25 protein-coding genes and 1 pseudogene are annotated in these 24,161 nt (G+C 60.2%); 19 read left to right on the plus strand and 7 right to left on the minus strand.

Going from position 1 to position 24,161, the window contains the following annotated elements; translation table 11 throughout:
• The first annotated feature begins 14 nt into the window (after positions 1-14).
• The 4 genes and pseudogenes from KHP07_RS13805 to KHP07_RS13820 all read left to right on the plus strand — a co-directional run bounded on the left by KHP07_RS13805 (position 15) and on the right by KHP07_RS13820 (position 2,972).
• A complete protein-coding gene (locus KHP07_RS13805) occupies positions 15-284 on the plus strand; it encodes a DUF2790 domain-containing protein (protein ID WP_015885484.1) in 270 nt (89 codons plus the stop codon).
• A gap of 484 nt (positions 285-768) precedes the next feature.
• On the plus strand, positions 769-2,019 hold the full coding sequence (locus KHP07_RS13810; protein ID WP_005790649.1) for a ribonucleotide-diphosphate reductase subunit beta: 1,251 nt from the start codon (positions 769-771) through the stop codon (positions 2,017-2,019).
• 47 nt (positions 2,020-2,066) lie between these two features.
• Positions 2,067-2,300 (plus strand): annotated as a pseudogene (locus tag KHP07_RS13815) (HNH endonuclease); the annotation flags it as partial.
• A gap of 27 nt (positions 2,301-2,327) precedes the next feature.
• Positions 2,328-2,972, plus strand: a complete 645-nt coding sequence (locus KHP07_RS13820) for an HAD-IB family hydrolase (protein WP_068932303.1) — start codon at positions 2,328-2,330, stop codon at positions 2,970-2,972.
• Between the two features lie 115 nt (positions 2,973-3,087).
• Here KHP07_RS13820 and KHP07_RS13825 read toward each other — a convergent pair whose 3' ends face one another.
• Positions 3,088-4,047: a LysR family transcriptional regulator gene (locus KHP07_RS13825; RefSeq protein ID WP_214497347.1), complete on the minus strand. Its 960-nt coding sequence runs from the start codon at positions 4,045-4,047 to the stop codon at positions 3,088-3,090.
• Between the two features lie 193 nt (positions 4,048-4,240).
• On the opposite strand from KHP07_RS13825, the gene argH reads away from it, so the two are divergent.
• The 7 genes from argH (at position 4,241) to KHP07_RS13860 (ending at position 11,115) form a co-directional block, all read left to right on the plus strand.
• Entirely contained in the window at positions 4,241-5,668 is a 1,428-nt protein-coding gene (argH, locus tag KHP07_RS13830) for an argininosuccinate lyase (protein ID WP_214497348.1), read from the plus strand.
• 136 nt (positions 5,669-5,804) lie between these two features.
• Positions 5,805-6,683 carry an amino acid ABC transporter permease gene (locus tag KHP07_RS13835; RefSeq protein ID WP_016979819.1) on the plus strand — a complete coding sequence of 293 codons (879 nt, stop codon included), beginning with the start codon at positions 5,805-5,807 and terminating at the stop codon, positions 6,681-6,683.
• A 24-nt stretch (positions 6,684-6,707) separates the two neighbouring features.
• Entirely contained in the window at positions 6,708-7,472 is a 765-nt protein-coding gene (locus KHP07_RS13840; RefSeq protein ID WP_010208290.1) for an amino acid ABC transporter ATP-binding protein, read from the plus strand.
• Positions 7,473-7,497: 25 nt separating this feature from the next.
• On the plus strand, positions 7,498-8,319 hold the full coding sequence (locus tag KHP07_RS13845) for an ABC transporter substrate-binding protein (protein ID WP_078049902.1): 822 nt from the start codon (positions 7,498-7,500) through the stop codon (positions 8,317-8,319).
• Between the two features lie 149 nt (positions 8,320-8,468).
• Positions 8,469-9,638: an MFS transporter gene (locus KHP07_RS13850; protein WP_078049903.1), complete on the plus strand. Its 1,170-nt coding sequence runs from the start codon at positions 8,469-8,471 to the stop codon at positions 9,636-9,638.
• Positions 9,639-9,692: 54 nt separating this feature from the next.
• Positions 9,693-10,640: a hypothetical protein gene (locus tag KHP07_RS13855; RefSeq protein WP_214497349.1), complete on the plus strand. Its 948-nt coding sequence runs from the start codon at positions 9,693-9,695 to the stop codon at positions 10,638-10,640.
• A 94-nt stretch (positions 10,641-10,734) separates the two neighbouring features.
• Positions 10,735-11,115, plus strand: coding sequence for a helix-turn-helix domain-containing protein (locus tag KHP07_RS13860; protein WP_078049905.1), 381 nt, complete (start codon positions 10,735-10,737; stop codon positions 11,113-11,115).
• A 55-nt stretch (positions 11,116-11,170) separates the two neighbouring features.
• Here KHP07_RS13860 and KHP07_RS13865 read toward each other — a convergent pair whose 3' ends face one another.
• The 3 genes from KHP07_RS13865 to KHP07_RS13875 form a co-directional block, all read right to left on the minus strand.
• Positions 11,171-12,673: an amidase family protein gene (locus KHP07_RS13865; protein ID WP_214497350.1), complete on the minus strand. Its 1,503-nt coding sequence runs from the start codon at positions 12,671-12,673 to the stop codon at positions 11,171-11,173.
• 136 nt (positions 12,674-12,809) lie between these two features.
• Positions 12,810-13,529, minus strand: coding sequence for a hypothetical protein (locus KHP07_RS29560; RefSeq protein WP_250883562.1), 720 nt, complete (start codon positions 13,527-13,529; stop codon positions 12,810-12,812).
• A gap of 108 nt (positions 13,530-13,637) precedes the next feature.
• On the minus strand, positions 13,638-14,696 hold the full coding sequence (locus tag KHP07_RS13875; RefSeq protein WP_214497351.1) for an MBL fold metallo-hydrolase: 1,059 nt from the start codon (positions 14,694-14,696) through the stop codon (positions 13,638-13,640).
• A 128-nt stretch (positions 14,697-14,824) separates the two neighbouring features.
• Between KHP07_RS13875 and KHP07_RS13880 the strand changes: the two genes are divergently transcribed.
• The 4 genes from KHP07_RS13880 to KHP07_RS13895 all read left to right on the plus strand — a co-directional run bounded on the left by KHP07_RS13880 (position 14,825) and on the right by KHP07_RS13895 (position 18,875).
• A complete protein-coding gene (locus tag KHP07_RS13880; RefSeq protein ID WP_078049908.1) occupies positions 14,825-15,451 on the plus strand; it encodes a TetR/AcrR family transcriptional regulator in 627 nt (208 codons plus the stop codon).
• Positions 15,452-15,639: 188 nt separating this feature from the next.
• The gene (locus tag KHP07_RS13885) at positions 15,640-16,698 is read left to right on the plus strand and encodes a diguanylate cyclase (RefSeq protein ID WP_078049909.1); all 1,059 of its coding nucleotides are present in this window, start codon (positions 15,640-15,642) and stop codon (positions 16,696-16,698) included.
• 262 nt (positions 16,699-16,960) lie between these two features.
• A complete protein-coding gene (locus tag KHP07_RS13890; protein WP_214497352.1) occupies positions 16,961-18,280 on the plus strand; it encodes a methyl-accepting chemotaxis protein in 1,320 nt (439 codons plus the stop codon).
• Positions 18,281-18,356: 76 nt separating this feature from the next.
• A complete protein-coding gene (locus KHP07_RS13895; protein WP_078049911.1) occupies positions 18,357-18,875 on the plus strand; it encodes a DUF1003 domain-containing protein in 519 nt (172 codons plus the stop codon).
• Here the strand turns inward: KHP07_RS13895 and KHP07_RS13900 are convergent.
• Complete coding sequence (locus KHP07_RS13900; RefSeq protein WP_214497353.1) at positions 18,872-19,750, minus strand: LysR family transcriptional regulator; 879 nt, start codon at positions 19,748-19,750, stop codon at positions 18,872-18,874. The genes KHP07_RS13895 and KHP07_RS13900 overlap by 4 nt on opposite strands.
• An 80-nt stretch (positions 19,751-19,830) precedes the next feature.
• Here KHP07_RS13900 and KHP07_RS13905 point away from each other — a divergent pair, with 80 nt between their 5' ends.
• Together KHP07_RS13905 and KHP07_RS13910 are read left to right on the plus strand one after the other, a co-directional pair.
• Positions 19,831-20,532: a CTP synthase C-terminal region-related (seleno)protein gene (locus KHP07_RS13905; RefSeq protein ID WP_214497354.1), complete on the plus strand. Its 702-nt coding sequence runs from the start codon at positions 19,831-19,833 to the stop codon at positions 20,530-20,532.
• Positions 20,529-20,852 carry an antibiotic biosynthesis monooxygenase family protein gene (locus KHP07_RS13910; RefSeq protein ID WP_099494350.1) on the plus strand — a complete coding sequence of 108 codons (324 nt, stop codon included), beginning with the start codon at positions 20,529-20,531 and terminating at the stop codon, positions 20,850-20,852. Before KHP07_RS13905 ends, KHP07_RS13910 begins: the two co-directional genes overlap by 4 nt.
• A gap of 73 nt (positions 20,853-20,925) precedes the next feature.
• On the opposite strand, the gene KHP07_RS13915 is transcribed toward KHP07_RS13910, so the two are convergent.
• A complete protein-coding gene (locus KHP07_RS13915; RefSeq protein ID WP_032891062.1) occupies positions 20,926-21,249 on the minus strand; it encodes a DUF2025 family protein in 324 nt (107 codons plus the stop codon).
• 232 nt (positions 21,250-21,481) lie between these two features.
• Here KHP07_RS13915 and KHP07_RS13920 point away from each other — a divergent pair, with 232 nt between their 5' ends.
• Together KHP07_RS13920 and KHP07_RS13925 are read left to right on the plus strand one after the other, a co-directional pair.
• Complete coding sequence (locus KHP07_RS13920) at positions 21,482-22,609, plus strand: glycerophosphodiester phosphodiesterase family protein (RefSeq protein WP_078049915.1); 1,128 nt, start codon at positions 21,482-21,484, stop codon at positions 22,607-22,609.
• Positions 22,610-23,263, plus strand: a complete 654-nt coding sequence (locus KHP07_RS13925) for a helix-turn-helix domain-containing protein (RefSeq protein ID WP_214497355.1) — start codon at positions 22,610-22,612, stop codon at positions 23,261-23,263.
• On the opposite strand, the gene KHP07_RS13930 is transcribed toward KHP07_RS13925, so the two are convergent.
• Positions 23,255-24,118, minus strand: a complete 864-nt coding sequence (locus KHP07_RS13930; protein WP_214497356.1) for a sterol desaturase family protein — start codon at positions 24,116-24,118, stop codon at positions 23,255-23,257. The two genes, KHP07_RS13925 and KHP07_RS13930, sit on opposite strands and share 9 nt — an antisense overlap.
• Positions 24,119-24,161 lie beyond the last annotated feature (43 nt).

Below are 24,161 nucleotides of genomic sequence, written 5' to 3' on the forward strand. Positions count from 1 at the left end.
AGGTAAATAGAGAAATGAAAGCTTTAGTAGTTATGGCCCTCAGCAGCTTGTGCGCAACCGCCGCCCTGGCCGACGAAGCCCCGACTGACGTAGCTGGCCGGAACACCCCGATCGTTGAGGATTACACTTACAGCACCCACTTGGACGTCGCCAAAGTATTGTCCATGAGCAACATCCCGGAAGTATGCGAAGTTGTACCGGTGAAGATGGAATATGAAGATTCGCAAGGTCAGCGGCATATTCTTAATTATCATGTGATGGGCAACGGTTGCTCTAACGGGTAATAACTTGATGCGTTCGATCTGAACCTGATCTTATTCGCCGCAAGAAATCGTTCTTGCGGCAAAGAACCGGCCCCCTCCGCCCCTCGCTGCGCCCCCTCGAAAAAAATCCTGCCGCTCGTCCCTCCGACCAACCCCAGCAAACCCGCGTCTTGGCCTGAAAAGTAGGCTTTTTGTCTGCGATCCGTGAGCATCCGCCGCAACACAAAGCCGATTTTTTCCCTATAATGCGCGGGTAAATCGGGCCTGCAATATCCCTTTACACTGGGATGAAGAGCCAGACCTGAGGCATCCCGCTGGAGCAAGCACCTACCGCTCCGCACCTCAAGCCTCACGCAGAGCACCCGTAACCCTATTCCGTTTAATGCGTGCGCTAGCTGCAACAAACGATTCCTTAAGATCCACCGCGGCCTCAGGGCCGTGTGAACACCCAACCATCCGGTTTCACACGGGCACCTTTGAGCCCTCACGCAGGAGACGACACGTCATGCTGAGCTGGGACGAATTCGACAAAGAAGAAGAAGGCGAAGTAGCCACCAAAGGCGCCAACGCCGGCCACGCCACCGAAGCCAACATGGACCGCCTCGACGGCGCCGGCGCTGCCGCCGCCATCGAAGCCCGCGCCGTCACCGCCAGTGACTCCGCCGCCATCGTGCGCGCCAAGGCCGCCCTCGACAAACTCGACGTCGCCGAAGGCCTCGCCGAGCTGGAAGGTTCCGCCGCCCGCGTCGCCGTTGACGAAAAGCGCATGATCAACTGCCGCGCCGACCTCAACCAGCTCGTACCCTTCAAGTACGACTGGGCCTGGCAAAAGTACCTCGACGGCTGCGCCAACCACTGGATGCCGCAAGAGGTCAACATGACCGCCGACATCGCCCTGTGGAAAAACCCTGAAGGCCTGACCGACGACGAACGTCGCATCGTCATGCGCAACCTCGGCTTCTTCTCCACCGCCGACTCCCTGGTGGCCAACAACCTCGTGCTGGCCGTGTACCGCCTGATCACCAACCCGGAGTGCCGCCAGTACATCCTGCGCCAGGCCTTCGAAGAAGCGATCCACACCCACGCCTACCAGTACTGCATCGAATCGTTGGCCATGGATGAAGGCGAGATCTTCAACATGTACCACGAGATCCCATCGGTCGCCAAAAAGGCCGCCTGGGGCCTGAAGTACACCCGTTCGATCTCCGATCCGAAGTTCGAAACCGGCACCGTCGAGACCGACAAAGAGCTGCTGCGCAACCTGGTCGCCTACTACTGCGTCCTGGAAGGCATCTTCTTCTACTGCGGCTTCACCCAGATCCTGTCCATGGGCCGTCGCAACAAAATGACCGGCGTGGCCGAGCAGTTCCAGTACATCCTGCGTGACGAGTCGATGCACCTGAACTTCGGTATCGACGTGATCAACCAGATCAAAATCGAAAACCCACACCTGTGGGATGCCGAGATGAAGGAAGAAGCGACCCAAATGATCCTGCAAGGGACTCAACTGGAGATCGAATACGCGCGCGATACCATGCCACGCGGTGTGCTGGGCATGAACGCGGCGATGATGGAGGACTACCTCAAGTTCATCGCCAACCGTCGTCTGTCGCAGATTGGTCTGAAAGAAGAGTATCCAGGGACGACTAACCCGTTCCCGTGGATGAGCGAGATCATGGACTTGAAGAAAGAGAAAAACTTCTTCGAAACCCGTGTAATCGAGTACCAAACTGGCGGCGCGTTGAGCTGGGATTGATTCCTGAACCAAGCAGCCCCATAAAGCCCTGACACGTTCAGGGCTTTTTTATGCACGATGAATGGCCACTTCTTGAAGCACATCAGGCCGGCCACCTCGCCCAGAAGGGTTCGGATCGCATCACCAATGCTGTAGCCTTGTGCCCCAATTGTCATCAGCGTTGTCACCGGTCGAGTGATCGGAACGCTTTCACTGCAGCGCTTTACCGCAACGTCGGAAGATTGGCACGGGAGTCATCTCCCGCTGTCACACCTGATGCACACTCAAAAAATACCAGATAGGACCGAGGCCAACCCGTGAACCCAGACATGCTCGAAGCCGGCCCCGCTGACGCCAAAGTACTCTCCGTCTTTGACTTCGACGGCACCCTGACCCACCACGACAGTTTCGTGCCCTTCCTCAAGTTTGCCTTTGGCACCGGTGAGTTTTATGGCCGGATGGTCAAGCTGGCGGTGCCGGGGCTGCGCTTTTTGGTGCGGCAGATCAGCCGGGATGAGTTGAAGGCGCAGCTGATCCGCACCTTTATGACTGGGGTGCAGAAGACGTGGGTGCAGCAGAAGGCCGAGGAGTATTGCCAGCGCAACTGGGCGCGGTTGATGCGGCCGGCGGGGGTGCTTTCGGTGGAGCAGGAGTTGGGCTCCGGAGCGGAGGTCACGCTGTGTTCGGCGTCACCGGCGTTGGTGTTGCAGCCGTTTGCGAATCGGCTCGGGATCAAGTTGATCGGGACTGAGCTTGAGGTGGTGGATGGAGTGTTGACCGGTAAGCTCACTGGGAACAACTGCCGCTGTGAGAACAAGGTGCTGCGACTTGAAGCGGTGTATGGGGATTTGGGCGAATATCGGCTGCGGGCCTGGGGCGATACGCGTGGGGATCGGGAGTTATTGGCGGCGGCGCAGGATGCGCATTTTCGGCATTTTCATGCGAAGAAGAAGCGGGCTCGGTTGCAGCGGTGATGCGGGTGGGTGGGCTCGATAGGTAGCCCGATGTGATCCCTTCGTAGCCTCGCTAGGGCTCGACAACTCCCACATTTGATCTTTGTCAGCCCGTTAATCGGTGTTCAACGGGCGTTTATGTCGTGGCTTTGAGGTTTACGCCCAGGGCTGTGGCGAAGGCTTTTACCATCGGGCTGCGCGGGGCGTTGTGGCGCAGGATGAGGTTGAAGGCGGTGCTCAGGTGAACGTGCTCCGGGCACAGTACGCGCAGGCGCCCTTCTCTTACCAAGGGCATGGCGTAGTGTTCGGGCAAGAAGCCGAGGAAACGGCCAGTAAGGATCAGGATCGCGACGGCTTCGACTTGTGAGGCCGAGGCGGACTGGCTGTCATAGTTGACGAAGTTGGCCTTGTCGCGGTGGATCGCATACCGATGGTTCACCACTTCGTATTGGCGCAAGACCTCGGGCGTGATGTCGTTCGCGTCGAAGAGTGGGTGTCCTACGGCACAGTAGGCGTGGGCCTTTTCTTCATACAGCGGGAAATAATCGAATTCTTCGCGGCGCTGGTACACCGGCACGATGCCGACGATCAAGCGTCCCTCCACCACGCCGCGCTCAACTTCGTCCAGTTGCGAGGCGTGTAGGCGCAATCTAATCTTTGGCGATTCGCTATGTAATTTCCCCAACGCGGCAATTAGCGGGGAATTAACATCGGACACGGTGTTATCAATAACGCCCACACTAAGATCGCCAATAAGCTCGTTTTGCGCCGAACTAAGCTTGTCGCGAAAACTGTCCACCGAGGTAAATAACTCTATGGACGCCTGATACACCAACTTGCCTTCTTCGGTCAGCCCGAACCCTTCCCTGCCCCGTGTGCACAGGCGCATGCCGATGCGAATCTCGAGGTCGGAGATTTGTTTGCTGATGGCCGCGAGCCCCACGTTCAGCTCGTTTTGCGCGGCACTGAAGCCGCCCGCTTCGACCACGGCCATGAACACGCGCAGCAATTTGAAGTCCAGCCCGCTCAACTGCAGGGGCGGTCTTGTGCCGGGTTTTGGCGGCAGGTTTCCAGAAGTGGAAAGTGGAGTTTCCATAATACGCGTTGACCTCAAGTGCCATATTCAACAGGCTTCAACCCAGTCCTTGAACATAGCCAGGCGGCGATAATGAACATAAACATCCGCCCTTGGCAACCTTGAATACAGCGCGTCAGACGCTGATTCAGTCTAGTTGAAACCTTATTTTTACTGCCTCCGACTCTTCTAAAAACAAGCGTGAGGAATACCCATGTCCCAGCCCACCGACCGCCTTTGGGGCGCTCGTTTCAAGACCGGCCCGTCTGCTGCATTGGCCGCGTTGTCGCGTTGCCCCGAGCGCTATTTCCGCCTGACGCCCTACGACCTGGCCGGCTCCCGTGCCCATGCCCGTGAGTTGCAGCGCGCCGGGTTGCTCGATGAGTCGGAGACCCTGCGCACCCTCGAAGCCCTGGACCAGATCGGCCACGACTTCGCCGCCGGCCGCTTGCACCCGACCCTGGATGACGAGGACGTACACACCTTTATCGAACGCGTATTGACCGAGCGCCTGGGCGCCTTGGGCGGCAAGTTGCGCGCCGGGCGTTCGCGTAATGACCAGACCGCCAACGATCTACGTCTTTTCCTACGTGACCATGCGCGCACCATCACCACCGAGGTGCTGGGTTTGCAGCAGGCGTTGGTGGAGCAGGCCGAGCAGCATATCGAGAGCATCTGCCCCGGCTTTACCCACTTGCAGCAAGCGCAGCCGATTGTGTTCGCTCACCACTTGCTGGCTCACGCGCAGTCGATGTTGAGGGATGTGCAACGTCTGGTGGATTGGGATGCGCGCACGGCCTTGTCGCCTTTGGGCGCTGCCGCGATGGCAGGTTCTGCGATTGCGCGCCAGCCTGAGCATTCGGCCAAGGAAATGGGCTACACCGGGCCGTGCGAAAACTCCATTGATGCCGTCGCCAGCCGTGACCATGTGGCGGAGTTCCTGTTTGTGGCGGGCATGCTCGGGGTGAATATTTCGCGCCTGTCCGAAGAGTTTTGCCTATGGTCGTCACGGCAGTTTCGTTGGGTGGTGCTGGATGATGCCTACGCCACGGGTAGCTCGATCATGCCGCAGAAAAAGAACCCAGACATTGCCGAATTGGCGCGGGGCAAGGCTGGGCGCTTGATTGGCAACCTGACCGGGTTGATGTCGACGCTCAAGTCGCTGCCGCTGTCGTACAACCGCGATTTGAGTGAAGACAAGCACAGCGTGCTGGACAGTGTGGATACGTTGCTGCTGGTGTTGCCGGCGATGGCGGGAATGGTCGCGACCATGAAGGTGCAGGTGGAAGAGCTGCGGCGTCAGGCGCCGATGGGCTTTACCTTGGCGACTGAGGTGGCGGATTGGTTGGCGACCCGTGGTGTGCCGTTCAAAGAAGCCCATGAAATCACCGGCGCGCTGGTACAGGCCTGTGAGAAGCATGAGATTGAGTTGTGGGAAGCCTCGCCGGCGATGTTGGCGGAGGTGGATGCACGACTCGCACCCGAAGTGCGCGACTGCCTGACACTGGAAGCGGCGATTGCCGCGCGCAGTGGGTGGGGTGGGACGGCGCCGGAGCGGGTTCGGGAGCAGATTGGGCGGTTGAAAGTGGCGTTGGCGACCCAACAGCAATGGGCCGACAGCTACACCGGTTTTAGAATTTAACCCACACCTGTAGGAGCCCGGCTTGCCGGCGATAGCGTCCACAAGATCGCCATCGCAGGCAAGCCAGCTCCCACATTGAATCGGGTTTCAACAGTTGCACCGAGTACAGCGGTAATCGCTTTTTTGGAGAATCACCATGAACCAAACCCCGGCAGAGCGCTTGGAAGCCGAGCGCAAGTTGTCCGAGAACCAGTTCGATATCACGCAGTACGAACACGTGCCGCGTCGTTATTACGGGCGGATGTTTTTTGCCACCTTGATCGTGATCGTGTTGGCCGCGCTGTTGCGCGCATTCGCCAATGGCCAGATCGAATGGTCCTACATCGGTCAGTTCCTCACGTCTGAGGCCATCCTCTGGGGTCTGGTGAACACCATTGTCATGTCGATTTTGGCGATGGCACTGGGTGTGGTGATCGGGGTGATCACAGCCATCATGCGCATGTCGGCCAACCCGATCCTGCGCTACGTGGCCATCACTTACACCTGGCTGTTTCGCGGTACACCGTTGATCCTGCAGCTGCTGCTGTGGTTCAACCTGGCGCTGATTTTCCCGGTGATCGCGATTCCCGGCCTGTTCAGCATCGACACCGTCGACCTGATGACGCCATTCGTGGCCGCCCTGCTCGGCCTCAGCATCAACCAGGGCGCCTACACCGCCGAGGTGGTGCGCGCCGGCCTGTTGTCGGTCGATACCGGCCAGTACGAAGCCGCCAAGTCCATCGGCATGCCGAGCCTGCAGGCGTTGCGTAGGATCATTCTCCCGCAGGCGATGCGAGTGATCATTCCGCCTGTAGGCAACGAGTTCATCAGCATGGTGAAAATGACCAGCCTGGCCAGTGTGATCCAGTACTCGGAGCTGCTGCACAACGCGCAAAACATCTACTACGCCAACGCGCGGGTCATGGAGCTGCTGATCGTGGCCGGCATCTGGTACCTGGCGGTGGTGACTGTTCTTTCATTTGGTCAAAGCCGCCTCGAGCGTCGTTTTGCCCGCGGCGCCGGCAAGCGTTCGTAAGTCTGGGTTGAGGAGATTTGCCCCATGAGAAGCATCGTCAAGGCCGTCAACCTGAACAAGTATTACGACCAGTATCACGCGCTGCGCGACATCAATATCGAGGTCGAGCAAGGCGAAGTGATGTGCATCATCGGCCCGTCGGGGTCCGGTAAAAGCACCCTGCTGCGTTGCGTCAATCAACTGGAAAAAATCGACAAGGGCGGCCTGTGGGTCGACGGCGAACTGGTGGGTTACCGCGTCGTCGGCAACAAGCTGCATGAGATGAATGAATCGCAGATCGCCCGCCAGCGTCTGGCCACCGGCATGGTGTTCCAGCGCTTCAATTTGTTCCCGCACATGACCGTGTTGCAGAACATCATCGAAGGCCCCTGCCAGGTGCTCAAGCGCTCGCCCAAGGAAGCCATCGAAGACGCGCTGGAGCTGCTGGCCCGCGTCGGTCTGGCGGACAAGCGCAATGCGTACCCGGTGGAATTGTCCGGCGGCCAGCAACAGCGGGTAGCGATTGCCCGTGCGTTGGCGATGCGACCCAAATTGATGCTGTTTGACGAACCCACGTCAGCCCTCGACCCGGAGCTGGTAGGCGAAGTGCTGTCGGTGATGCGCGACCTGGCCACCACCGGCATGACCATGATCGTGGTCACCCATGAGTTGGGCTTTGCCCGCGAAGTCTCCAACCGCATGGTGTTTATGGATGCCGGCCAGATTGTGGAAGCCGGCAGCCCGGAAGAAATTCTAATAAGCCCACAAAACCCGCGTACCCAAAGCTTTATTTCTGCCGTTCGCACTTAACTAAAAAACAAACGAGAACGCCCCCATGAAAAAATTGTTTATCCCAACGTTGCTTGCAGGCCTGATGGCCTCCTCCGCTGTTTTCGCGGCATTGCCGGCGGCAATCAAGGACAAGGGCGAGATCAGCGCGGCCATCGTGCCGAACTATCCGCCGATGGATTTCAAGGACCCGGCCACCAACAAGATCACCGGCCTGGACTTTGACCTGGGCAACGCCCTGGCCGAGCGCCTGGGCGTGAAGATCAAGTGGCAGGAAACCGGCTTCGAGCAGATGCTCAGCGGCTTGACCACCAAGCGCGTGGACATCGTGCTGTCGGGCATGTCCGACACCGCCGAACGCCAGAAGGCCGTGACCTTCATCGACTACTTCACCAGCGGCCCGCAGTTCTACACCCTGGCCAAGCGTGAAGACCTCAAGGAATTGACAGACCTGTGCGGTAAAAAAGTCGGCACCAGCCGCCGTACCACCTGGCCGTCGGAAATTGCCGCATGGAGCAAGGAAAACTGCGAGGCGGCGGGTAAGCCGGCGATCGTGGTGATCGGCACCGAAGGTTCGGCGGATGCGCGGGCGCAGTTGCAGCAGAATCGCCTGGATGCCGCGATGCAGGGCAGCGAGACCATTCCCTACTTGATGTCGCTGGACAAGGGCAAGTACAAGCCGGTGGGCCTGGCGATTGCCAAGCAATTCACGGGGCTTGGGATTGAGAAGAGCAACACGGAACTGGTCACGGCGATCAGTGAAGCGTTGCAGGGCATGATTGATGACGGCACCTACGGCAAGATCCTGAAAAAGTGGGACTTGGAGCAAGGCGCAGTCGAGAAGATCACCATCAACTCCGGTCAGTAAGTCGATCCAAGTGTGGGAGCTGGCTTGCCTGCGATGGCGGCAGGTCAGCTTGCATCATCATTGCCTGAACCACCGCTATCGCAGGCAAGCCAGCGCCCACATTTGATGTGTGTTGTCTTGAGAACATAACAAGGACACTTGCCCCCACCGTGGCCACCTACTCCCTGGTAATCCGCCGCCTGATGATCTGCTCGGTGACCATCGTGGTCAGCCGCGCCATGACCAGCCCGTTGCTGGCCCTGTTGCTGAGTACTCGCCTGGGCCTGAACCAGCAGGACATCGGCCTGCTGATGGGCATTGCCGTCTTTATTGCGACCTTGCTGGGCCTGTACGGCGGCTACATCATCGACCGCCTGGAAAAGCGCAAGCTGCTGATCCTGGCCATGCTCTCCAGCTCCATCGGTTTTCTGTTGCTGACTTTTGCCAGCAACCTCTACCTCACCACCCTGACCCTGGTCATCACCGAAGCAGCGTCGGCGCTGTTCCTGATTGGCTCAAAAGCCATCATCAGCGAGAACCTGCCGGTGGGTGACCGTGCCAAGGTGTTTTCCCTGCGCTACACCCTGACCAACGTCGGCTACGCCACAGGCCCGATGGTCGGCGTGGTGATCGCCGGCCACCTGCAACTGGCCCCGTTCCTGATTGCCAGTGCGATCGCCTTTGGCAGCGTGTTCCTGATGATCGGCATCCCGCCCACCCAACGGGATGACAGCAACAAGCCCTTGAGTTTTCTCACCACCCTGCGCACGTTGCGCAGCGACCGCACGCTCATCCTGTTCACCAGCGGCAGCTTGCTGAGCACCATTGTCCATGGGCGCTACACCTTGTATCTGTCGCAATTCTTGCTGGTGGCCTACAAGCCCGCCGAGGCGCTGAAGATTCTGTCTGCGGTGCTGGCGTGCAATGCCATCACCGTAATTCTGATGCAGTACCAGATCGGCCGCTTTCTCAAGCGTGAACAACTGCGCTACTGGATCGTGCTCGGCACGCTGCTGTTCATTGCCGGACTGATCGGTTTCAGCCTCGCGGACAGCCTGCTTACCTGGTGCCTGGCGATGTTCGTATTCACCCTCGGCGAGATGATCATCTACCCCTCCGAGTTCCTGTTTATCGATACCATCGCGCCGGATGCACTGCGCGGCAGTTACTACGGCGCGCAGAACCTGGCCGCGTTTGGAGGGGCGATGAGCCCGGTGATTTGCGGCTATCTGCTGATCAATGCGGCGCCGGCCAGCATGTTCTATGCATTGGGGGCGCTGACTGCGGTCGGTGGAACGCTGTGCTTCTTGAGCGGGCGAAGGGTTGCAGGTTCTTGCTGATATTTGCGCCGGATCCCGCTATTAATAGCGAAACTTCTCACGGACCCGAGCCCCATGAAATTCGACACGGCCTACAGCCTGAGTCTCGACGACAAGCTGTCGATCTACGACGTACGAGACCTGAATTTCGACGAAACCACTGATTTCGATTCCGACCACGACAGCTTCCTCTGCCCCAACGATCAGTGCCGTGCAGCGTTTGATGCGAGCAACGCGCTGAGCACGTTCAACGCCAAGAACGTCAACTACCTGCGCACGCCGCACTTCAAGAACAAAACCAGTACCCGACACATTGACGGTTGTCGTTATGCCAGCACCCACAAGACCGCGAGCGGTGAAGGTGACGACGAGCGTGAGGACAATTTCCCCTCGGAATTTGTACTGACTCGTAGACAGTACGAACGCAAGCCGCCCTTGGCTGGCACCGAAGGAAATAGCCCTCAAGCCCCCGCAAAAGCACCTTCTGTCCGTGCCACTGCATTCCCCGGCAACCACGACAGCACCCCGGACAAAACCAGCGTGTTCGCCCACCCGGTGGAATGCTTTGTGTCCAACATCGATGACAAGGACAAACTCAAGTCCATGCCGTTGAAGATCGGCGAGCACACCGCGACCTACTGGACGTACTTCAAAAAGATCGAATACCTGCAGGACAACAAGGGCTTGATCTACTGGGGCAAAATCAAGGCGATCAAGGACTACACCAGCAGCTTTCGCATCGACTTCGAAAAGAAAGTGTGGCTCGACAAAAAGCCTTACTCGGTGAATGTCTACCTGAGCAAAAAACTCATCGACAACTACCGCAAGCGCAAGGCATTCCTGGAGCAGATCAAGGCGGCGGTGGACAGTGAGCGGGCGTTGTACTGCTTCTTCTATGGGGTGACGCCAGCACTCCAACAGGTGCCCAGCAAGAAGAACCCCGAGCAGACGTTCGGGGTGTTCAGCGCAAATATCGAGAACCTGGATCACCTGATCATTCGCGAGGCGCCAGGGCTGGAATAGGGGGTCGTTGATAATCCAGTTGATGAGCGGTCAAAACAACTGTACAAAAACACAGTATAGTTTGTCCTCCCCCGTCGAACCCTGGAGAAACCCCATGTCCTCCCTGGCAATGAGCTCTTTTGTAGAACAGCAGATCGTCCTGCATCAATTCACCGCCAAGCACAGCGCACAGGCCCGTGCGATGCTGGGCTGGAGCCGGGAACACCTGGCGCTTCAGGCAGGCGTGACGGTTGAAGCGGTTCAACAGTTTGAAAGCCAATGCGACGTGGGTGACGAAACCCGCCTGGCCCTGGCGTTTCGTTTGGAGGCTGAAGGGCTGGTGTTTTTCCCTGGGTTTGCGCCGGGGTGGGGCATGAGTGTGCGCCGCTTTGACACCGCCGCAGCCGAACCCGTAGCGCAAGGGATCATCTCTCGTTTGATCGGCACAACGTCCGCATCACTTGACTCACCCACCCCTCAACCGAATGGTGCGTAGCGCCCGGCCTTGGGGCCAACGCTGTCACATCGCACACCCGCCGCCCGTTACGGCGTCAAAGTGCCGGCTTGAAATCAGCCTGGGCTGCCTGCTCGTATCCATGGGCCACGGCCAGCAAGGTCGGTTCGGACCATCGGGTCCCGAAAAAATAGGCACTGGTCGGTAGCCCATCCTCATCCTTACCGGAGGGGACGGTGATTCCAGGGTAACCGGCCACTGCCACACCGAAATAACTGTAAGTCTCGAAATCCGACACCATGGCGTCCAGGTTTTCCGCTTTGATCGGGTCATCCATGGTGCTGCGGAAGTCCTGAATGAGCGCGTCCCAAAGGGGTTTACGCTGCTCCGGCGTCAGGGTCTGGGCATTGATTTCCTTGAGGATGGGCTGGTGATCCGCGTCAGCCCCATCGCGCTCGTCGTTGAACTTGATCAGTTCGGTCAGCGACTTGACCGGTAGGCCCGGACGCTTGCCGAGGTAACTGTTCAGCTCATCCTTAACATCAGAGAGCAGCAACTCGTCGTAACGTGATGCATCGGCCAGCCGCAGGTTGACCGGCACCAATACCGCGCCTTGTTCGCGTAGCACGTCCAACGTCCGATTGAATTGCTCGCTGTTATCGACTGACAGGGTTTCGCCATCTTTGGAAAACGTCGCGGGATAACCGATACGCTTGCCTTTCAACGCGCCTGGAACCAACAACTGCGTGTAATCAATGCCTTGGGGTGCGCCCACGCTCGCCGGATCCTGTGGATCGCTGCCCGACATGGCATTGAGCATCAACGCAGCATCAAACACCGAACGCGCCATCGGGCCCGGTGTGTCCTGGTTCTGACTCGCGGGAATCAACCCGTTGCGGTCCAGCAGGCCAACGCTGGGCTTGAGCCCGACGACCCCATTACGCGCGGCCGGGACAATAATCGAACCATTGGTTTCAGCCCCCACCGCCAAGGGGGCCAACCCTGCCGCGACTGCGGCGGCAGACCCGGAGCTGGAACCTCCGACGTCGGCATCCGCATGGTGCGGGTTACGGGTTTGTCCGCCCCGGCTGCTCCAGCCATCGGGACCACCACGAAACCCAGCCAGTTCGGTCATGTTGGTTTTACCGAGGATCACCGCGCCCTGCCTGATCAGGTAGTCGACCAATGGGGCGTTCTTGCCGGCCGCTTCACCCACCAGCCCGAAAGCACCTGCACTGGTCTGCATGCCTTCAGTTTCGATGGTGTCCTTGAGCAAAATGGGAATGCCATGCAGCGGCCCGCGTACCTTGCCGCTGGCGCGCTCGCGATCCAGCTCGCGCGCGGCCTCCAGTGCCCCGGGGTTGAGTTCGATGACGGCGTTCAGTTGCGGGTCGACGCTGCGAATGCGCGCCTGCAGGTACGTGACCAGGTCGGCCGAGCTGAGCCCGCCTGGCCGGGCCATGTGCTCGCCAAGCTCTTTGACACTGAGGTACTCGGTCCCAGGGGGAACGGGGTTTGAAGCAACCGCTGAGTAGTCTCCTGCAAACGACTGTACAACTTGCCGGACGACGGAGCCCATTCCATATGCAATACCGAACATAAGACCTCTCGAAGAGTAAGACATGACGAAGGATCAACGTTGATCCGTGGGCCAGTCTAAAAACTCTTCTTCTGCCCGGCAGCGGGATGTGGGCCATTTACGGTGTGGGACAGTTCAGCGCAGCGGGTAGCCTTTCCTATGGGGCCATCAAGCGAAGGATGCTTCGATACTCCCGTATCAGGGCCGCCAACCTTTCTTTTGCCCATCGCGCACCGTAGAACCACAGCGTCGCGCCATCATCGAGCGGCTCGCCAACCCCCGGGTAACCACTCCAGCAGGCCCCATGGAATGCGGCGCTGCGACTGTCGGATATCAAGGCGTCCAAGCGGAATTCGTGCACACGCTCATCGATTTCATTGCGGGCATGCAGGGTCTTGGTCCGGTGTGCATGCACCGGAACCAGCACCACTCCGGAGCGGCGCAGGATATCCAGCGCTCTCAGGAAGGACGGGGTGTGCTCAATCAACTGATGTTCCTGAGCGTCCACCCATCGCTCGGCGAACCCCAGGCGCCTGCCCTCCAACGCACTGTCAGCCGTAAAGGTGGTGTTGTTCTGTACCAGGGGCACTTCCACCATTACCGGCCCGGAGGGGTCAATGCCACTCAGCGCAATCAATGACAGCGACGGGTCGCGCTGGAGTTTGAGGGGTAATCCGGGGACGTCATACCCCGGGATCGGGACGCCGCCTCTCAAGCTGACATGAGCCTGGGGATCGACGCCGAAAGCGATACCACCCGGGCTTGCAGGCTCGTGGGTTGGCGTTGCCAGACCCGACGACTCAGCAGGCCCAGGCACCGGTAGCCCCGTCGAACAGGGCAAGCCCAGCTGCCAATATTTCTTACACTTGCGCTCCATGAAACCCGCACCCGACAAATGACTTGCCGGGGATCATCGCACCGTTGCCTGGCGCCTGTCGCAGCACTGAAACAGTTTGAAAACTCCTTTTTTCCCACGCGCCTGCCTTCAGCCGGCGAGGTGCTCTTGCGCGCCTTGGGTTTCGACTTCCAGCCACCAGGCCACCCCGCGCTCAGGTTGATTCAAGCTGAACACCTGCCCCATCTGCGGCGTGGTGATCGACACATTGCGCTCCCAAGCCAGGGCCATGATGCGGTCGAAGGGTTCGTGCCAGGCATGGAAGGCCAAGTCGAAGGTGCCGTTGTGAATCGGCAGCAGCCAGCGCCCCTTGAGATCGATATGTGCTTGCAGGGTTTGCTCCGGTTGCATGTGCACATGGGGCCAATCGACGTTGTAAGCACCTGTTTCCATCAGCGTCAGGTCAAACGGGCCGTATTGTTCGCCGATGCGTTTAAAGCCGTCGAAATAGCCGGTGTCGCCACTGAAGAAGATCCGTCGCGCGTCATCGATCATCACCCAGGAACACCACAGGGTCTGGTTGGCATCAAACAGACCGCGCCCGGAAAAATGCTGTGCAGGCGTGGCGACGAATCGAATGCCCTCCACCTCGGTACCCTGCCACCAATCCAACTGGCGCACTTTGCTGGCGTCTACGCCCCACTTGACCAAAAGGTCACCCACGCCCAGCGGCGCCAGAAAATAGCGGGCCTTGTCGGCCAGTTGCACGACAGCCTTGCGGTCGAGATGGTCGTAGTGGTTGTGGGAAAGAATCACCGCTTCCAGCGGCGGCAGCGCTTCAAGACTGATGGGCGGCTGGTGGAAACGCTTGGGACCGGCCCAGCTGAACGGCGAGGCGCGCTCGGCGAATACCGGGTCGGTGACCCAGAATTTGCCGCGCATCTTAAGCAATACGGTGGAATGCCCGAGGCGGAACACGCTGTGATCCGGGGCTGCCAGCAGCTGTTCGCGGGTCAGTGGTTGCACCGGGATCTGCCCTACCGGCCGCGTGGTGCGCGGTTTGTTGAACAGCATGTTCCAGAAAATACGCAAGGTTTTGCCGAAGCCCCCGTGCTGCACAGGCGCCTCATTGCTGAAGTGCTTCTGGTCCTGCTCGGCAGGCTTGCGCGTGGCTGGCGATGAATCGACACGGGATGAGAGGGTGGCCATGACCGGGTGACTCCTACGGCTCGCTCATAAATTACACTGCACAGTGTAGTTTCAAGATTGCAACAAAATTCGGAGCAAGTAAACTACCGAGTGTAAGTTTCCCTGACCTGAAGAGCCGAGCGCCACCCATGACTGCCCCTCAACGCCTCACCGACCGCAAACGCGAAGCCATCGTGGCCGCGGCCATCGCCGAGTTTCGCGCGAACGGTTTCGAGGTGACCAGCATGGACAAGATCGCCGCCACCGCCGGCGTATCCAAGCGCACGGTGTACAACCACTTCCCCAGCAAGGAAGAATTGTTCGCTGAAATTCTCCATCAACTCTGGGCCAGCAGCGTCGCCCAACTCGACGTCAGCTACGCCAGCGACCGCCCGCTGCGTGACCAATTGCGCGGGCTGCTGGAGGCGAAGATGAAGATGATGTCGGACGCCAACTTCCTTGACCTGGCCCGGGTTGCCATCGCTGCCACCATCCATTCGCCGGAACGTGCGCAAGACATGGTGACGCGCCTGAGCAAGCGTGAAGAAGGCTTTACCCAGTGGGTGCGCGCCGCGCAGGAAGACGGCCGGCTCAATTGCAGCGACCCGGCGTTTGCCGCGCACCAGATCCAAAGCCTGCTCAAGGCCTTCGCCTTCTGGCCACAGATCACCCTCGGCCAGCCCACCCTCGATGCCGCCTGCCAGGCCAGTGTCATCGAGTCTGCCATCGACCTGTTCCTGGCTGGCTACGAAGTCACCCCGCCGCACCCGCTGTAACGCTGTTGTGCAAACGACATCCCAGGTCGTTTTTGACGCATTCGCCCTCTGTTTTGCGCAAATGGCCTGGAAGGACACTGATTATTCCCACGCGAATAACTGACAATATTCATGGGTGTTATCCGATCAACGGTTAAGCCTGCGAACGCGTGTTGTCGTATTGCACAAAAGAGCTCACCCTGGAATTTATGGAAAACAGACAAGGCAAAGGGCTTTCCTTTGCCCGGCGCATCTACAAGCCAAGGATCATCGGCACAGCCATGTGCTGCATCAGCGTAATAGCGGCGCTGTATCCATTGGCCAAGCCGGGCTGGATCTGGGCGTTGTTGCTGGTCAATGGTTTCGTTTGGCCGCATCTGGCGTATCAATGGGCGACCCGCTCTAAATTTCCCTACGACGCCGAGCAACGCAACCTGGTGTATGACGCGCTGTTCAGCGGTTTCTGGGCTGCCACCCTGCAGTTCACCCCGCTGACCACCGTGACCCTGCTGTCGATGGTTGCCATGAACAACGTGGCCGCCGGTGGCAAGCGCCTGTTGATACGCGGTGCCTACGCCCAGGTGCTCGGCGCGGGTATCGGCGCCCTGCTGTTCGGCCTGCAGTTCAACCCTTCGGTCAGCCTGGTTCAGGTCTACGCCTGCCTGCCCATGCTCACGCTCTACCCCATGGCCATTGGCATGGTCTGCTATCAACTGGCGATCAAACTGTCGGAACACAAACGCGCCCTCAGTGCATTGAGCCGCATCGACAGCCTCACGGGCCTGCTCAATCACGGTTCCTGGAAGGACCTGCTGCACCTCAAGTTTCACAAGTGCCAGCAACAGCAAAGCCACGCCACCATCGCCTTGATCGATATCGATCACTTCAAGCAGATCAATGACACCCACGGCCATATCGTCGGCGACGCGGTACTGCGGCAATTGAGCCTGGAGCTGCGGCGCAACCTGCGGGAAAACGACTTGGCCGGGCGATACGGCGGCGATGAGTTCTGTGTGATTCTTCCGCGAATGCCCCTGGAACAAGCGGCCCAAGTGATGGAACGCATGCGCGAAACCTTCAGCAATTACCGCAACCCGCAGATCCCTGAATTGCGCGTAAGCCTGAGCATCGGCCTGGCGGGGTTCCAGCCGTCGTTTACCAATGCCGCCATGTGGCTCGATGCAGCGGACCGCGCCCTGTATGCGGCGAAGGACACCGGGCGTAACCGGGTCAACGTGAGCGACGAGAAGGTCGCCCACTCCGCCTGAAACGGTGGCACGACAGCTCGTCTGAATCTTCCTGCCGACACACCACAAGAAAGCATAATGCCACCACTGGTCGCCTACCCAAAAAAGGTCCTGCCCTTGGGGCGAACTTCTTGTCAGGCTGATCACTCTTAACCCGTTGTTCCACCCCCTCTGTCAGCACAAGGAAGCTGACAATGAGCAAGTCAACCGTATGGCGCACGCCTTACGGGGGCAGGCGCATACCAAGGAAACTCCAGCAGCCTGCTTGTCCGAGCACCCGAACATGCTATTCAACGCGCACAAGAAAACCATAGAGTCCCTGCAACACACCCTTGCCCAGCACACCAGCCTGCTGGACGCCATCGAGCGCTCCATGGCGGTGATCGAATTCGACCTGCACGGCAACGTGCTGCGGGCCAATGCCAACTTCCTCCAGACCATGGGCTACCGCGCCGAACAGATTGAAGGCCAGTCCCATCGCATGTTCTGTACCCCGGCGTTCGCCCGCAGTGCCGAGTACAGCCAGCTGTGGTCGAACCTGCGCAACGGCCTGTTCCAGTCCGGCACCTTTGAACGGGTGGCCGGCGATGGCCAGTCGGTGTGGCTCGAAGCCAGCTACAACCCGGTGCAAGACAGCACCGGCCAGGTGATCAAAGTGGTGAAGTACGCCATGGACGTCACCCCGCGCCTGCAGGCCGAAAGCGAAGCCAACGCCAAGCTCGAAGCCATCGGCCGGGCCATGGCGGTGATCGAGTTCAACCTCGACGGCACCATCATCACCGCCAACGCGAACTTCCTGCAGCGCATGGGTTACACCCTGGCACAGGTCCAGGGCCAGCATCACCGCCTGTTCTGCACCACCGAGCTGGCCAACAGTTCGGCCTACAGCGATTTCTGGCGGCGCTTGAACCAGGGGGAACTGTTCAGCGGCCAGTTCGAGCGGGTGGACAAAAAAGGCCAGACGGTGTGGCTCGAAGCCAATTACAACCCGGTGTACGACGCCAGCGGGCGCCTGTGCAAAGTGGTCAAGTTTGCCTCGGACGTCACTGCCAGGGTGCAGCAACATGCCGCCGACGCCGCCAGTGCCGCCCAGGCGTACCACATCTCGCTGAACACCCGGGACATCGCCGAGAAAGGCGCCGAGGTGATCCAGCAAACGGCCAGCGGCATGCGCGAAATCGCTGCCGACATTGATGGCTCTTCGCAGAAGATCGCCAGGCTGGGCGAGCGTTCGCAGCAGATCACCACCATCGTCAACACCATTCGCGGCATCGCCGACCAGACCAACCTGCTGGCCCTCAATGCCGCCATCGAGGCCGCGCGGGCAGGCGAACAAGGTCGCGGCTTTGCCGTGGTGGCCGATGAGGTACGGCAACTGGCGGCGCGCACCAGTGGTTCCACGGCGGAAATCTCCAGCATGATCGCGATGATCCAGAATGAAACCCGCCAGGCCATCCACAGCATGGACGGCACCCGCGACCGTGCCGCGCAAGGCGTCGACCTGGCCAACCGCGCCGGCACGGTGATCCTGCAGATTCGCGAAGGCACCAGCGAGGCCGTGCAAGCGGTGAGTGTGTTTGCCAATGAGCGTGGGGCCAACTGACCCGATCTTCATGCGGGCGGCCGGGGGCTCGGTCTATAGTGCTTCACTGACTATTTGTTGATGACCCGAGCCCGCCATGACCCCAGAAAAGCCTGCAGCCGCCCCCGTCGACCACCTTCGTTTCCACCGCGCCCACGCCCACCTGGCACCGACCTTCGGCAATGACACCTTTGCCCTCAAGGCCGAAGCCTTCGCGCGCTTCTTCGGCACACCGACCTTCCTGGGCGCGCAAACCGCAATCGTGGTGCTGTGGGTGGTGTTGAACATGACCGGTGTCACGCACTTCGACGTGTACCCGTTCATCCTGCTCAACCTGGCGTTCAGCCTGCAATCGGCGTACGCCGCGCCGCTGATCCTGCTGGCCCAGACGCGCCAGGCGGCCCGCGACAAAGCCCAGTCCGATGCCGACGCCCAGCACCGTGAAGCCCTGGCAATCGCCAACACCGAACGCCAGGCCCAGGCCGCGCAGACCACCAAGCAGCTACTGGAGCTGCTGGAGCAAAACACCCGGCTCACGGAAATGACCAAACAACTGACCGAACATATCGAAAGCCTGACGTGCGAAATGCATGAGCACTTTGTGCGCAAAACCTAAGGCAAGCGCAGGTGCCGGCCCAGCTCATCAAACAGGGTCACCACTGAGCGCAACGCCCGGCAGTCAGGACGCGTGAGCAACCACAACGCGGTATCGTGCCCTGCCAATGCGGGGCCCAGCGGTTGCAGGCCTTCACCCTGCAGAAAATCCGGCAACGCCGCCACCCCCAACCCCGCGCGGACCAACTCGGTAACCGACAGCATGCTGTTGCAGCGATAACTGGGGCGCACACCGGGCAGATGCTCGCGGCGCCAAGCGACCGTGGGGTGATCGGGCAGGAAGTCATCCGGGGCGATCCAGGCCAGCTCAGCCAACTCGCCGCCTTCGTGACGGCGGGCATAGTCGACACTGGCGCAGACTTGGTATGACACGCTGCCCAGGCACCGTCCGACAAGGTGCTCCGGCGGTGCCTTGGTCAAGCGCAGGGCGATATCCGCGTCGCGGCGGCTGAGGTTGGCAAAATCATTCGACGTACTCAGTTCCAGGGTCAGCGCCGGGTACTGCGGCATGAACTGCGCCAGGGCGGGCAGCAGCAACCCTTGCAGCACCGAGTCGGTACAGGTCAGGCGCACCGTGCCGCTGATCACTTCACCGCCCTGCTCCACGCCGATGCGCGCCGCTTCCAACGCCTGTTCGGCGCGTTCCGCCTGCTGCGCCAAATTGCTCGCCAGGCTGGTGGGCAAGTAACCGGCGCGGCTTTTTTCAAACAGCGTCTGGCCCAGTGCCGCCTCCAGGCGCCGCACGGCGCGGAACACCGTGGACACATCCACCCGCAGCAATGCTGCTGCCCGTGCGAGGGTGCCGCCGCGCACCAGGGCGAGGATCAGCGACAGGTCGGGGTAGTCAATTGAATAGTGCGTGACTGCATTGAGCATGTGCTAAAACGCCAATATTGATTGCGTGAGCGCCAATCTATAGTGCGCCTCAGGACACCACAAGCCATGGGATGTACACGATGAAAACCACGCCTCTGCACCTCGCCCTGATCGGCGATTACAACCCCGATGTCATCGCCCACCAGGCCATCCCCGTGGCGCTGCAACAGGCGGCCGAGAGCCTCGGCGTGGGGGTGCACGTGCGGTGGCTCGACACCGATAACCTGCCCCAATCACTGCATGACTTCGACGGTTTCTGGTGCGTCCCCGCCAGCCCTTACCGCGACACTGACGGCGCAATGCGAGCGATCCGGTTTGCCCGCGAGCAACGCCGACCGTTCCTCGGCACGTGCGGCGGTTTTCAGCATGCCGTGCTGGAATACGCGCGCAATGTCCTGGGCTGGAAGGATGCCGAGCATGGCGAACTCGCGCCGCAGGCCAAGCGCGCCGTGATCGCGCCACTGAGCTGTGCCCTGGTGGAGGCCACCGACACCGTGCGCCTGGCACCCTACACCCGGATCGCCGAGGCCTATGGCCCCCTGGATGTGCAGGAAGGTTATCGCTGCCGTTACGGCGTGAACCCCGAGTTCCTCGATGCCCTGCTCGAAGGCGACCTGATCCCCAGCGGCCATGATTCGGCTGGCGACCTGCGCGCGGTGGAACTGCTCGACCACCCGTTCTTCGTCGCCACCCTCTTCCAACCCGAACGCGCCGCGCTGCAAGGTATTACCCCGCCCTTGGCGGTGGCCCTGCTCAAAGCTTGTCAGGCGACGTCCGAATGATCGCCCGCACACCTTCGCCGCCCTATTACGCGGTGATCTTCAGCTCACTGCGCACCGAAGGCGATCAAGGCTACGGCCAGGCGGCCAGCCGCATGCTGGAACTGGCGCGTGAACAACCGGGGTTCATCGGCGTGGAGTCCGCACGGGAAGACGGCCTGGGCATCACCGTGTCGTACTGGGAGAGTGAAGCGGCGATCCTGGCCTGGAAGCAGCAGGCCGAGCACCAGGCGGTGCGCGAACAGGGGCGCGCCACTTGGTACTCGGCCTTCCAGACCCGGGTATGCAAAGTCGAACGGGCCTACGCATTCGAAAGCAAGTAACCCCCTGCGACGATTCGACAAGCCCGCTCACCACAACAAGTACGCCTGCCAAAAAAAGCCGAGCGCCACAGGGCTAGCTCACCAGACTGCGCAACGCACTGATCTGCGGGATCTCCACGCGCCGCATATACACCCGCAGCGGCTCGGTGATATTGATGCGGTCGTCGATGTTCTGGTCCAGCAGCAACTGGATGCGTTCGCGGGACAGCGTCATGGTCTGCTCCGGGGCCGGTAGCCAGACGAATTCGGCGGTGGGGATGATGCCGTCATCGGCCACGTCCATGCCGAAGGAATCTTCGCTGAAACGCACGATGTACTGGCCCGTCTTGCGGTTGAGGCCAACAAAACCGTGGAGTTGGTCGGCGGCCTGGCAGATAAGCTCGGAAGTGATGCGCATGGTAAACCTCACTGAAAAGTCCCACTGGGACTGGAAAGATGGTTTACACGCGTGGCGGGAAGTACCGCCCTCTGACGGGGCAGCTGCGGCCAAGAATACTGCAATGCCTCCTTTAAAAACCCGAAAATTTTGCCCGTGCGCACGTTAATGTCGGTTTGGTGATAGCGCCTTTCGCAATCAATTGTTAAAAAGGAGGCCTTCTCAAAGCTACCTCCACGAAAGGACTTCGCATATGCCTGTCACGTTTACCAAGAGCGCCCTGCTGCTCGCCCTGATGCTCGGCCTTGGCCAGGCACATGCGCAAGACCCGATCAGCCCGGCTGAATTGGCGACAAACGAAGGCATTCCGTACCCGGCCGTGATCGCCCACCGTGGCGCGTCCTTTGATGCCCCCGAGTCCACCGCCGCCGCCTACAAGGTCGCCCGCGACCTGGGTGCCGATTACCTGGAAATGGACCTGCAGCGCAGCAAGGACGGCGTGCTGTTCGCCCTGCATGACAACAACCTGCAGCGCACCACCGACGTGGCCACCAAGTTCCCCGACCGCAAGGACGCCCCGGCCAACGAGTTCACGTGGAAAGAACTGCAAACCCTCGACGCCGGCAGCTGGTTCAACGCCGCCTACCCGGACCGCGCGCGCCCAGGTTTCGTCGGCCTGAAAATCCAGAGCCTGGACGACATCATCAAGATCGCCGAAGGCAACCCGCAGCACAAACCCGGCCTGTACATCGAAACCAAGGAGCCCAAGCAATTCCCGGGCATCGAAGCCGACCTCAAGAACAAGCTCCTGGACAAAGGCTGGCTGAGCTCCGCCGGCTCCAAGCTGGGCAAGAGCAACACCGGCGTTGGCCAGGGCAAGGGCCGCGTGGTGCTGCAAACTTTCGAAGTGGCGAGCCTGAAAGAGCTGCAGAAAGAAATGCCCAACACCCCGAAGATCCTGTTGCTGTGGGTGGGTGAAGGCAGCATCGAGCCGAAGAACAAGCAGACATTTGCTGAATCCGGCGAAACCACCAAGGCCGCCTACTACGCCAAGCAAGAGCCGAAAGACGCGGCCGAGTTCGAAAAGTGGGTCGACGAAGCCAAGAGCCTCGGCGCCATCGGCACCGGTCCCTCGGCTGAGCTGACAGACCACGGCGACCAGAGCTATTCGGACCTGGTCAAACCGGAAATGAACAAGCTGACCCACGACAAAGGCTTGCTGGTGCACGTCTACACCGTCGATGAGCCGGTGGACTTCGAGAAAGTGATGAAGGCCGGCGTCGATGGCATCTTCACCAACCGTGCCGCCGAACTGCTGAAGTTCTACAAGCGCTGGCCGTCGTCCAGCGTGCAGGACCTGCTGAACGACTATAAGTACTGAGTGAAGGCCGAATGGTCAGGCCGCCTGTGGTTGGGGCGTGACTACGGCCTGATCGTCGGCGAGCTGGGGCGCACCGCGCCCCATGCGCACTACGCCCACCAGTTGATGGTCTGCCCCGGCGCGCCGATCACGGTCAGCCTTCAGGGGCAGGTCACTTCGGCCCATCGCCTGTTTATCCCTTCGCGACAGGCTCACGCCATTCTTGAAACTCAAGGTGAGGTCACGGTGCTGTATGCCGAACCTGCCGTGTTTGATATCGCCCCTCTGCTGCACCAGGACCTGTCGCTTGAGGCCTTGCGCCAACTCCCCCGGCGCAGCCTGGATGATCCACGCCTGGAGCGTGCGCTCGCCGCACTGGATCAACAACTCACCGGCAAAGTGTCAGCCCAGGCCCTGGCCCAGGCCGCGCACCTGTCATTAAGCCAACTGGAGCGGCTGTTCTGCGATCAACTCGGCTTGCCCGTGCGCCGGCTGGTGCTGTGGCGACGGTTGCGCATCGCCCTGCAACTGGCGCTGGCTGGCGGCACATTGACCGAGGCCGCCCACGGCGCGGGCTTTGCTGATTCAGCACATTTCTCGCGGACCATGAAGCAGTTGTTTGGTGTGACAGCGGCGGCCTCATTGCGCCAGCTGGATGTTCAGCTGTTAACGTAAATCGTCCGGCAGTGGTGGTTCCTTGCTCAGGCCAACCGGCCTGAACGGATCACACAGCTGCGCCCCATATGCCCGCGGAAAATCCGGCCGGCTGCCAATCCCCAAGTCCCCCGGCCCCATCCGATAGCCCTCGCGATAAAACGCCGTGCCCAGCAGCCAGTCCCACAGGTTGAAGAACAGCCCGAAATTCACATCCCCGGCGCGACCGTACTTCATGTGGTGAAACCGGTGCACCGGCGCCCAGGCGAACACCCAACGCAACGGCCCCAGGCGCATGTCCACGTTGGAATGCTGCAACAGCAATTGCAGGGCAATGGCCAGCGCCAGCAGTTGCGCCACGTCCAAGGGAATACCCAGCAGGATCAACGGCAACAGACCTGCCGTGGCCTCGAGCATCTGGTGCAGGGGGTGCTTCATCAAGCCGTTGAAGCCGTAGAGCCGCTGCACGCTGTGATGCACCGCATGCAGGCGCCACAGTGCGGCAATGCGGTGGCTGGCGTAATGCATCAAGGTGATACCGGCATCGGCCAGCACAATCGCCATCAGCAGTTGCTCCCACAGCGGCCAACCGCGCGGCCATAGGCCTTCAATCGCCAACAGCGCGGTGAGCCCCGGCAAGATCAACAAGCCGACAGCATTCAGGCTTTCATTGACCAGGGCGTGCAACGTGTCGCGCCGACGATCGCCCAGGTTGCGATTCCACTGCGGTTCATAAGGCAACCACTGCTCCACCAGGAACGACACCCCAACCGCTGCAATGAACAGCAAAATCAGCGTGTCTGGCTGCCACAGTCCGCAGCCAATAAAGCCGAACAGAAATGCCGGCGCATAGATCCAACTCACTAACCGTTTCATGCCGAGTCTCCCTTCAAGTGAGCCTCCAGCATGAAATCCCCCG

The sequence above is a fragment of the Pseudomonas sp. VS40 genome (assembly GCF_018587885.1).
GTDB lineage: Bacteria > Pseudomonadota > Gammaproteobacteria > Pseudomonadales > Pseudomonadaceae > Aquipseudomonas > Aquipseudomonas pergaminensis.

What these genes read in the sequence shown, in the direction of transcription:
- KHP07_RS13810 (WP_005790649.1), top strand. Translation starts at nt 769, where the DNA reads ATGCTGAGCTGGGACGAATTCGACAAAGAAGAAGAAGGCGAAGTAGCC.
- KHP07_RS13835 (WP_016979819.1), top strand. Translation starts at nt 5,805, where the DNA reads ATGAACCAAACCCCGGCAGAGCGCTTGGAAGCCGAGCGCAAGTTGTCC.
- KHP07_RS13865 (WP_214497350.1), bottom strand. Translation starts at nt 12,673, where the DNA reads ATGTTCGGTATTGCATATGGAATGGGCTCCGTCGTCCGGCAAGTTGTA.
- KHP07_RS13930 (WP_214497356.1), bottom strand. Translation starts at nt 24,118, where the DNA reads ATGAAACGGTTAGTGAGTTGGATCTATGCGCCGGCATTTCTGTTCGGC.
- argH (WP_214497348.1), top strand. Translation starts at nt 4,241, where the DNA reads ATGTCCCAGCCCACCGACCGCCTTTGGGGCGCTCGTTTCAAGACCGGC.
- KHP07_RS13905 (WP_214497354.1), top strand. Translation starts at nt 19,831, where the DNA reads ATGAAAACCACGCCTCTGCACCTCGCCCTGATCGGCGATTACAACCCC.
- KHP07_RS13890 (WP_214497352.1), top strand. Translation starts at nt 16,961, where the DNA reads ATGCTATTCAACGCGCACAAGAAAACCATAGAGTCCCTGCAACACACC.
- KHP07_RS13840 (WP_010208290.1), top strand. Translation starts at nt 6,708, where the DNA reads ATGAGAAGCATCGTCAAGGCCGTCAACCTGAACAAGTATTACGACCAG.
- KHP07_RS13880 (WP_078049908.1), top strand. Translation starts at nt 14,825, where the DNA reads ATGACTGCCCCTCAACGCCTCACCGACCGCAAACGCGAAGCCATCGTG.
- KHP07_RS13860 (WP_078049905.1), top strand. Translation starts at nt 10,735, where the DNA reads ATGTCCTCCCTGGCAATGAGCTCTTTTGTAGAACAGCAGATCGTCCTG.
- KHP07_RS13895 (WP_078049911.1), top strand. Translation starts at nt 18,357, where the DNA reads ATGACCCCAGAAAAGCCTGCAGCCGCCCCCGTCGACCACCTTCGTTTC.
- KHP07_RS13825 (WP_214497347.1), bottom strand. Translation starts at nt 4,047, where the DNA reads ATGGAAACTCCACTTTCCACTTCTGGAAACCTGCCGCCAAAACCCGGC.
- KHP07_RS13910 (WP_099494350.1), top strand. Translation starts at nt 20,529, where the DNA reads ATGATCGCCCGCACACCTTCGCCGCCCTATTACGCGGTGATCTTCAGC.
- KHP07_RS29560 (WP_250883562.1), bottom strand. Translation starts at nt 13,529, where the DNA reads ATGGAGCGCAAGTGTAAGAAATATTGGCAGCTGGGCTTGCCCTGTTCG.
- KHP07_RS13885 (WP_078049909.1), top strand. Translation starts at nt 15,640, where the DNA reads ATGGAAAACAGACAAGGCAAAGGGCTTTCCTTTGCCCGGCGCATCTAC.
- KHP07_RS13875 (WP_214497351.1), bottom strand. Translation starts at nt 14,696, where the DNA reads ATGGCCACCCTCTCATCCCGTGTCGATTCATCGCCAGCCACGCGCAAG.
- KHP07_RS13805 (WP_015885484.1), top strand. Translation starts at nt 15, where the DNA reads ATGAAAGCTTTAGTAGTTATGGCCCTCAGCAGCTTGTGCGCAACCGCC.
- KHP07_RS13820 (WP_068932303.1), top strand. Translation starts at nt 2,328, where the DNA reads ATGCTCGAAGCCGGCCCCGCTGACGCCAAAGTACTCTCCGTCTTTGAC.
- KHP07_RS13920 (WP_078049915.1), top strand. Translation starts at nt 21,482, where the DNA reads ATGCCTGTCACGTTTACCAAGAGCGCCCTGCTGCTCGCCCTGATGCTC.
- KHP07_RS13915 (WP_032891062.1), bottom strand. Translation starts at nt 21,249, where the DNA reads ATGCGCATCACTTCCGAGCTTATCTGCCAGGCCGCCGACCAACTCCAC.
- KHP07_RS13845 (WP_078049902.1), top strand. Translation starts at nt 7,498, where the DNA reads ATGAAAAAATTGTTTATCCCAACGTTGCTTGCAGGCCTGATGGCCTCC.
- KHP07_RS13855 (WP_214497349.1), top strand. Translation starts at nt 9,693, where the DNA reads ATGAAATTCGACACGGCCTACAGCCTGAGTCTCGACGACAAGCTGTCG.
- KHP07_RS13900 (WP_214497353.1), bottom strand. Translation starts at nt 19,750, where the DNA reads ATGCTCAATGCAGTCACGCACTATTCAATTGACTACCCCGACCTGTCG.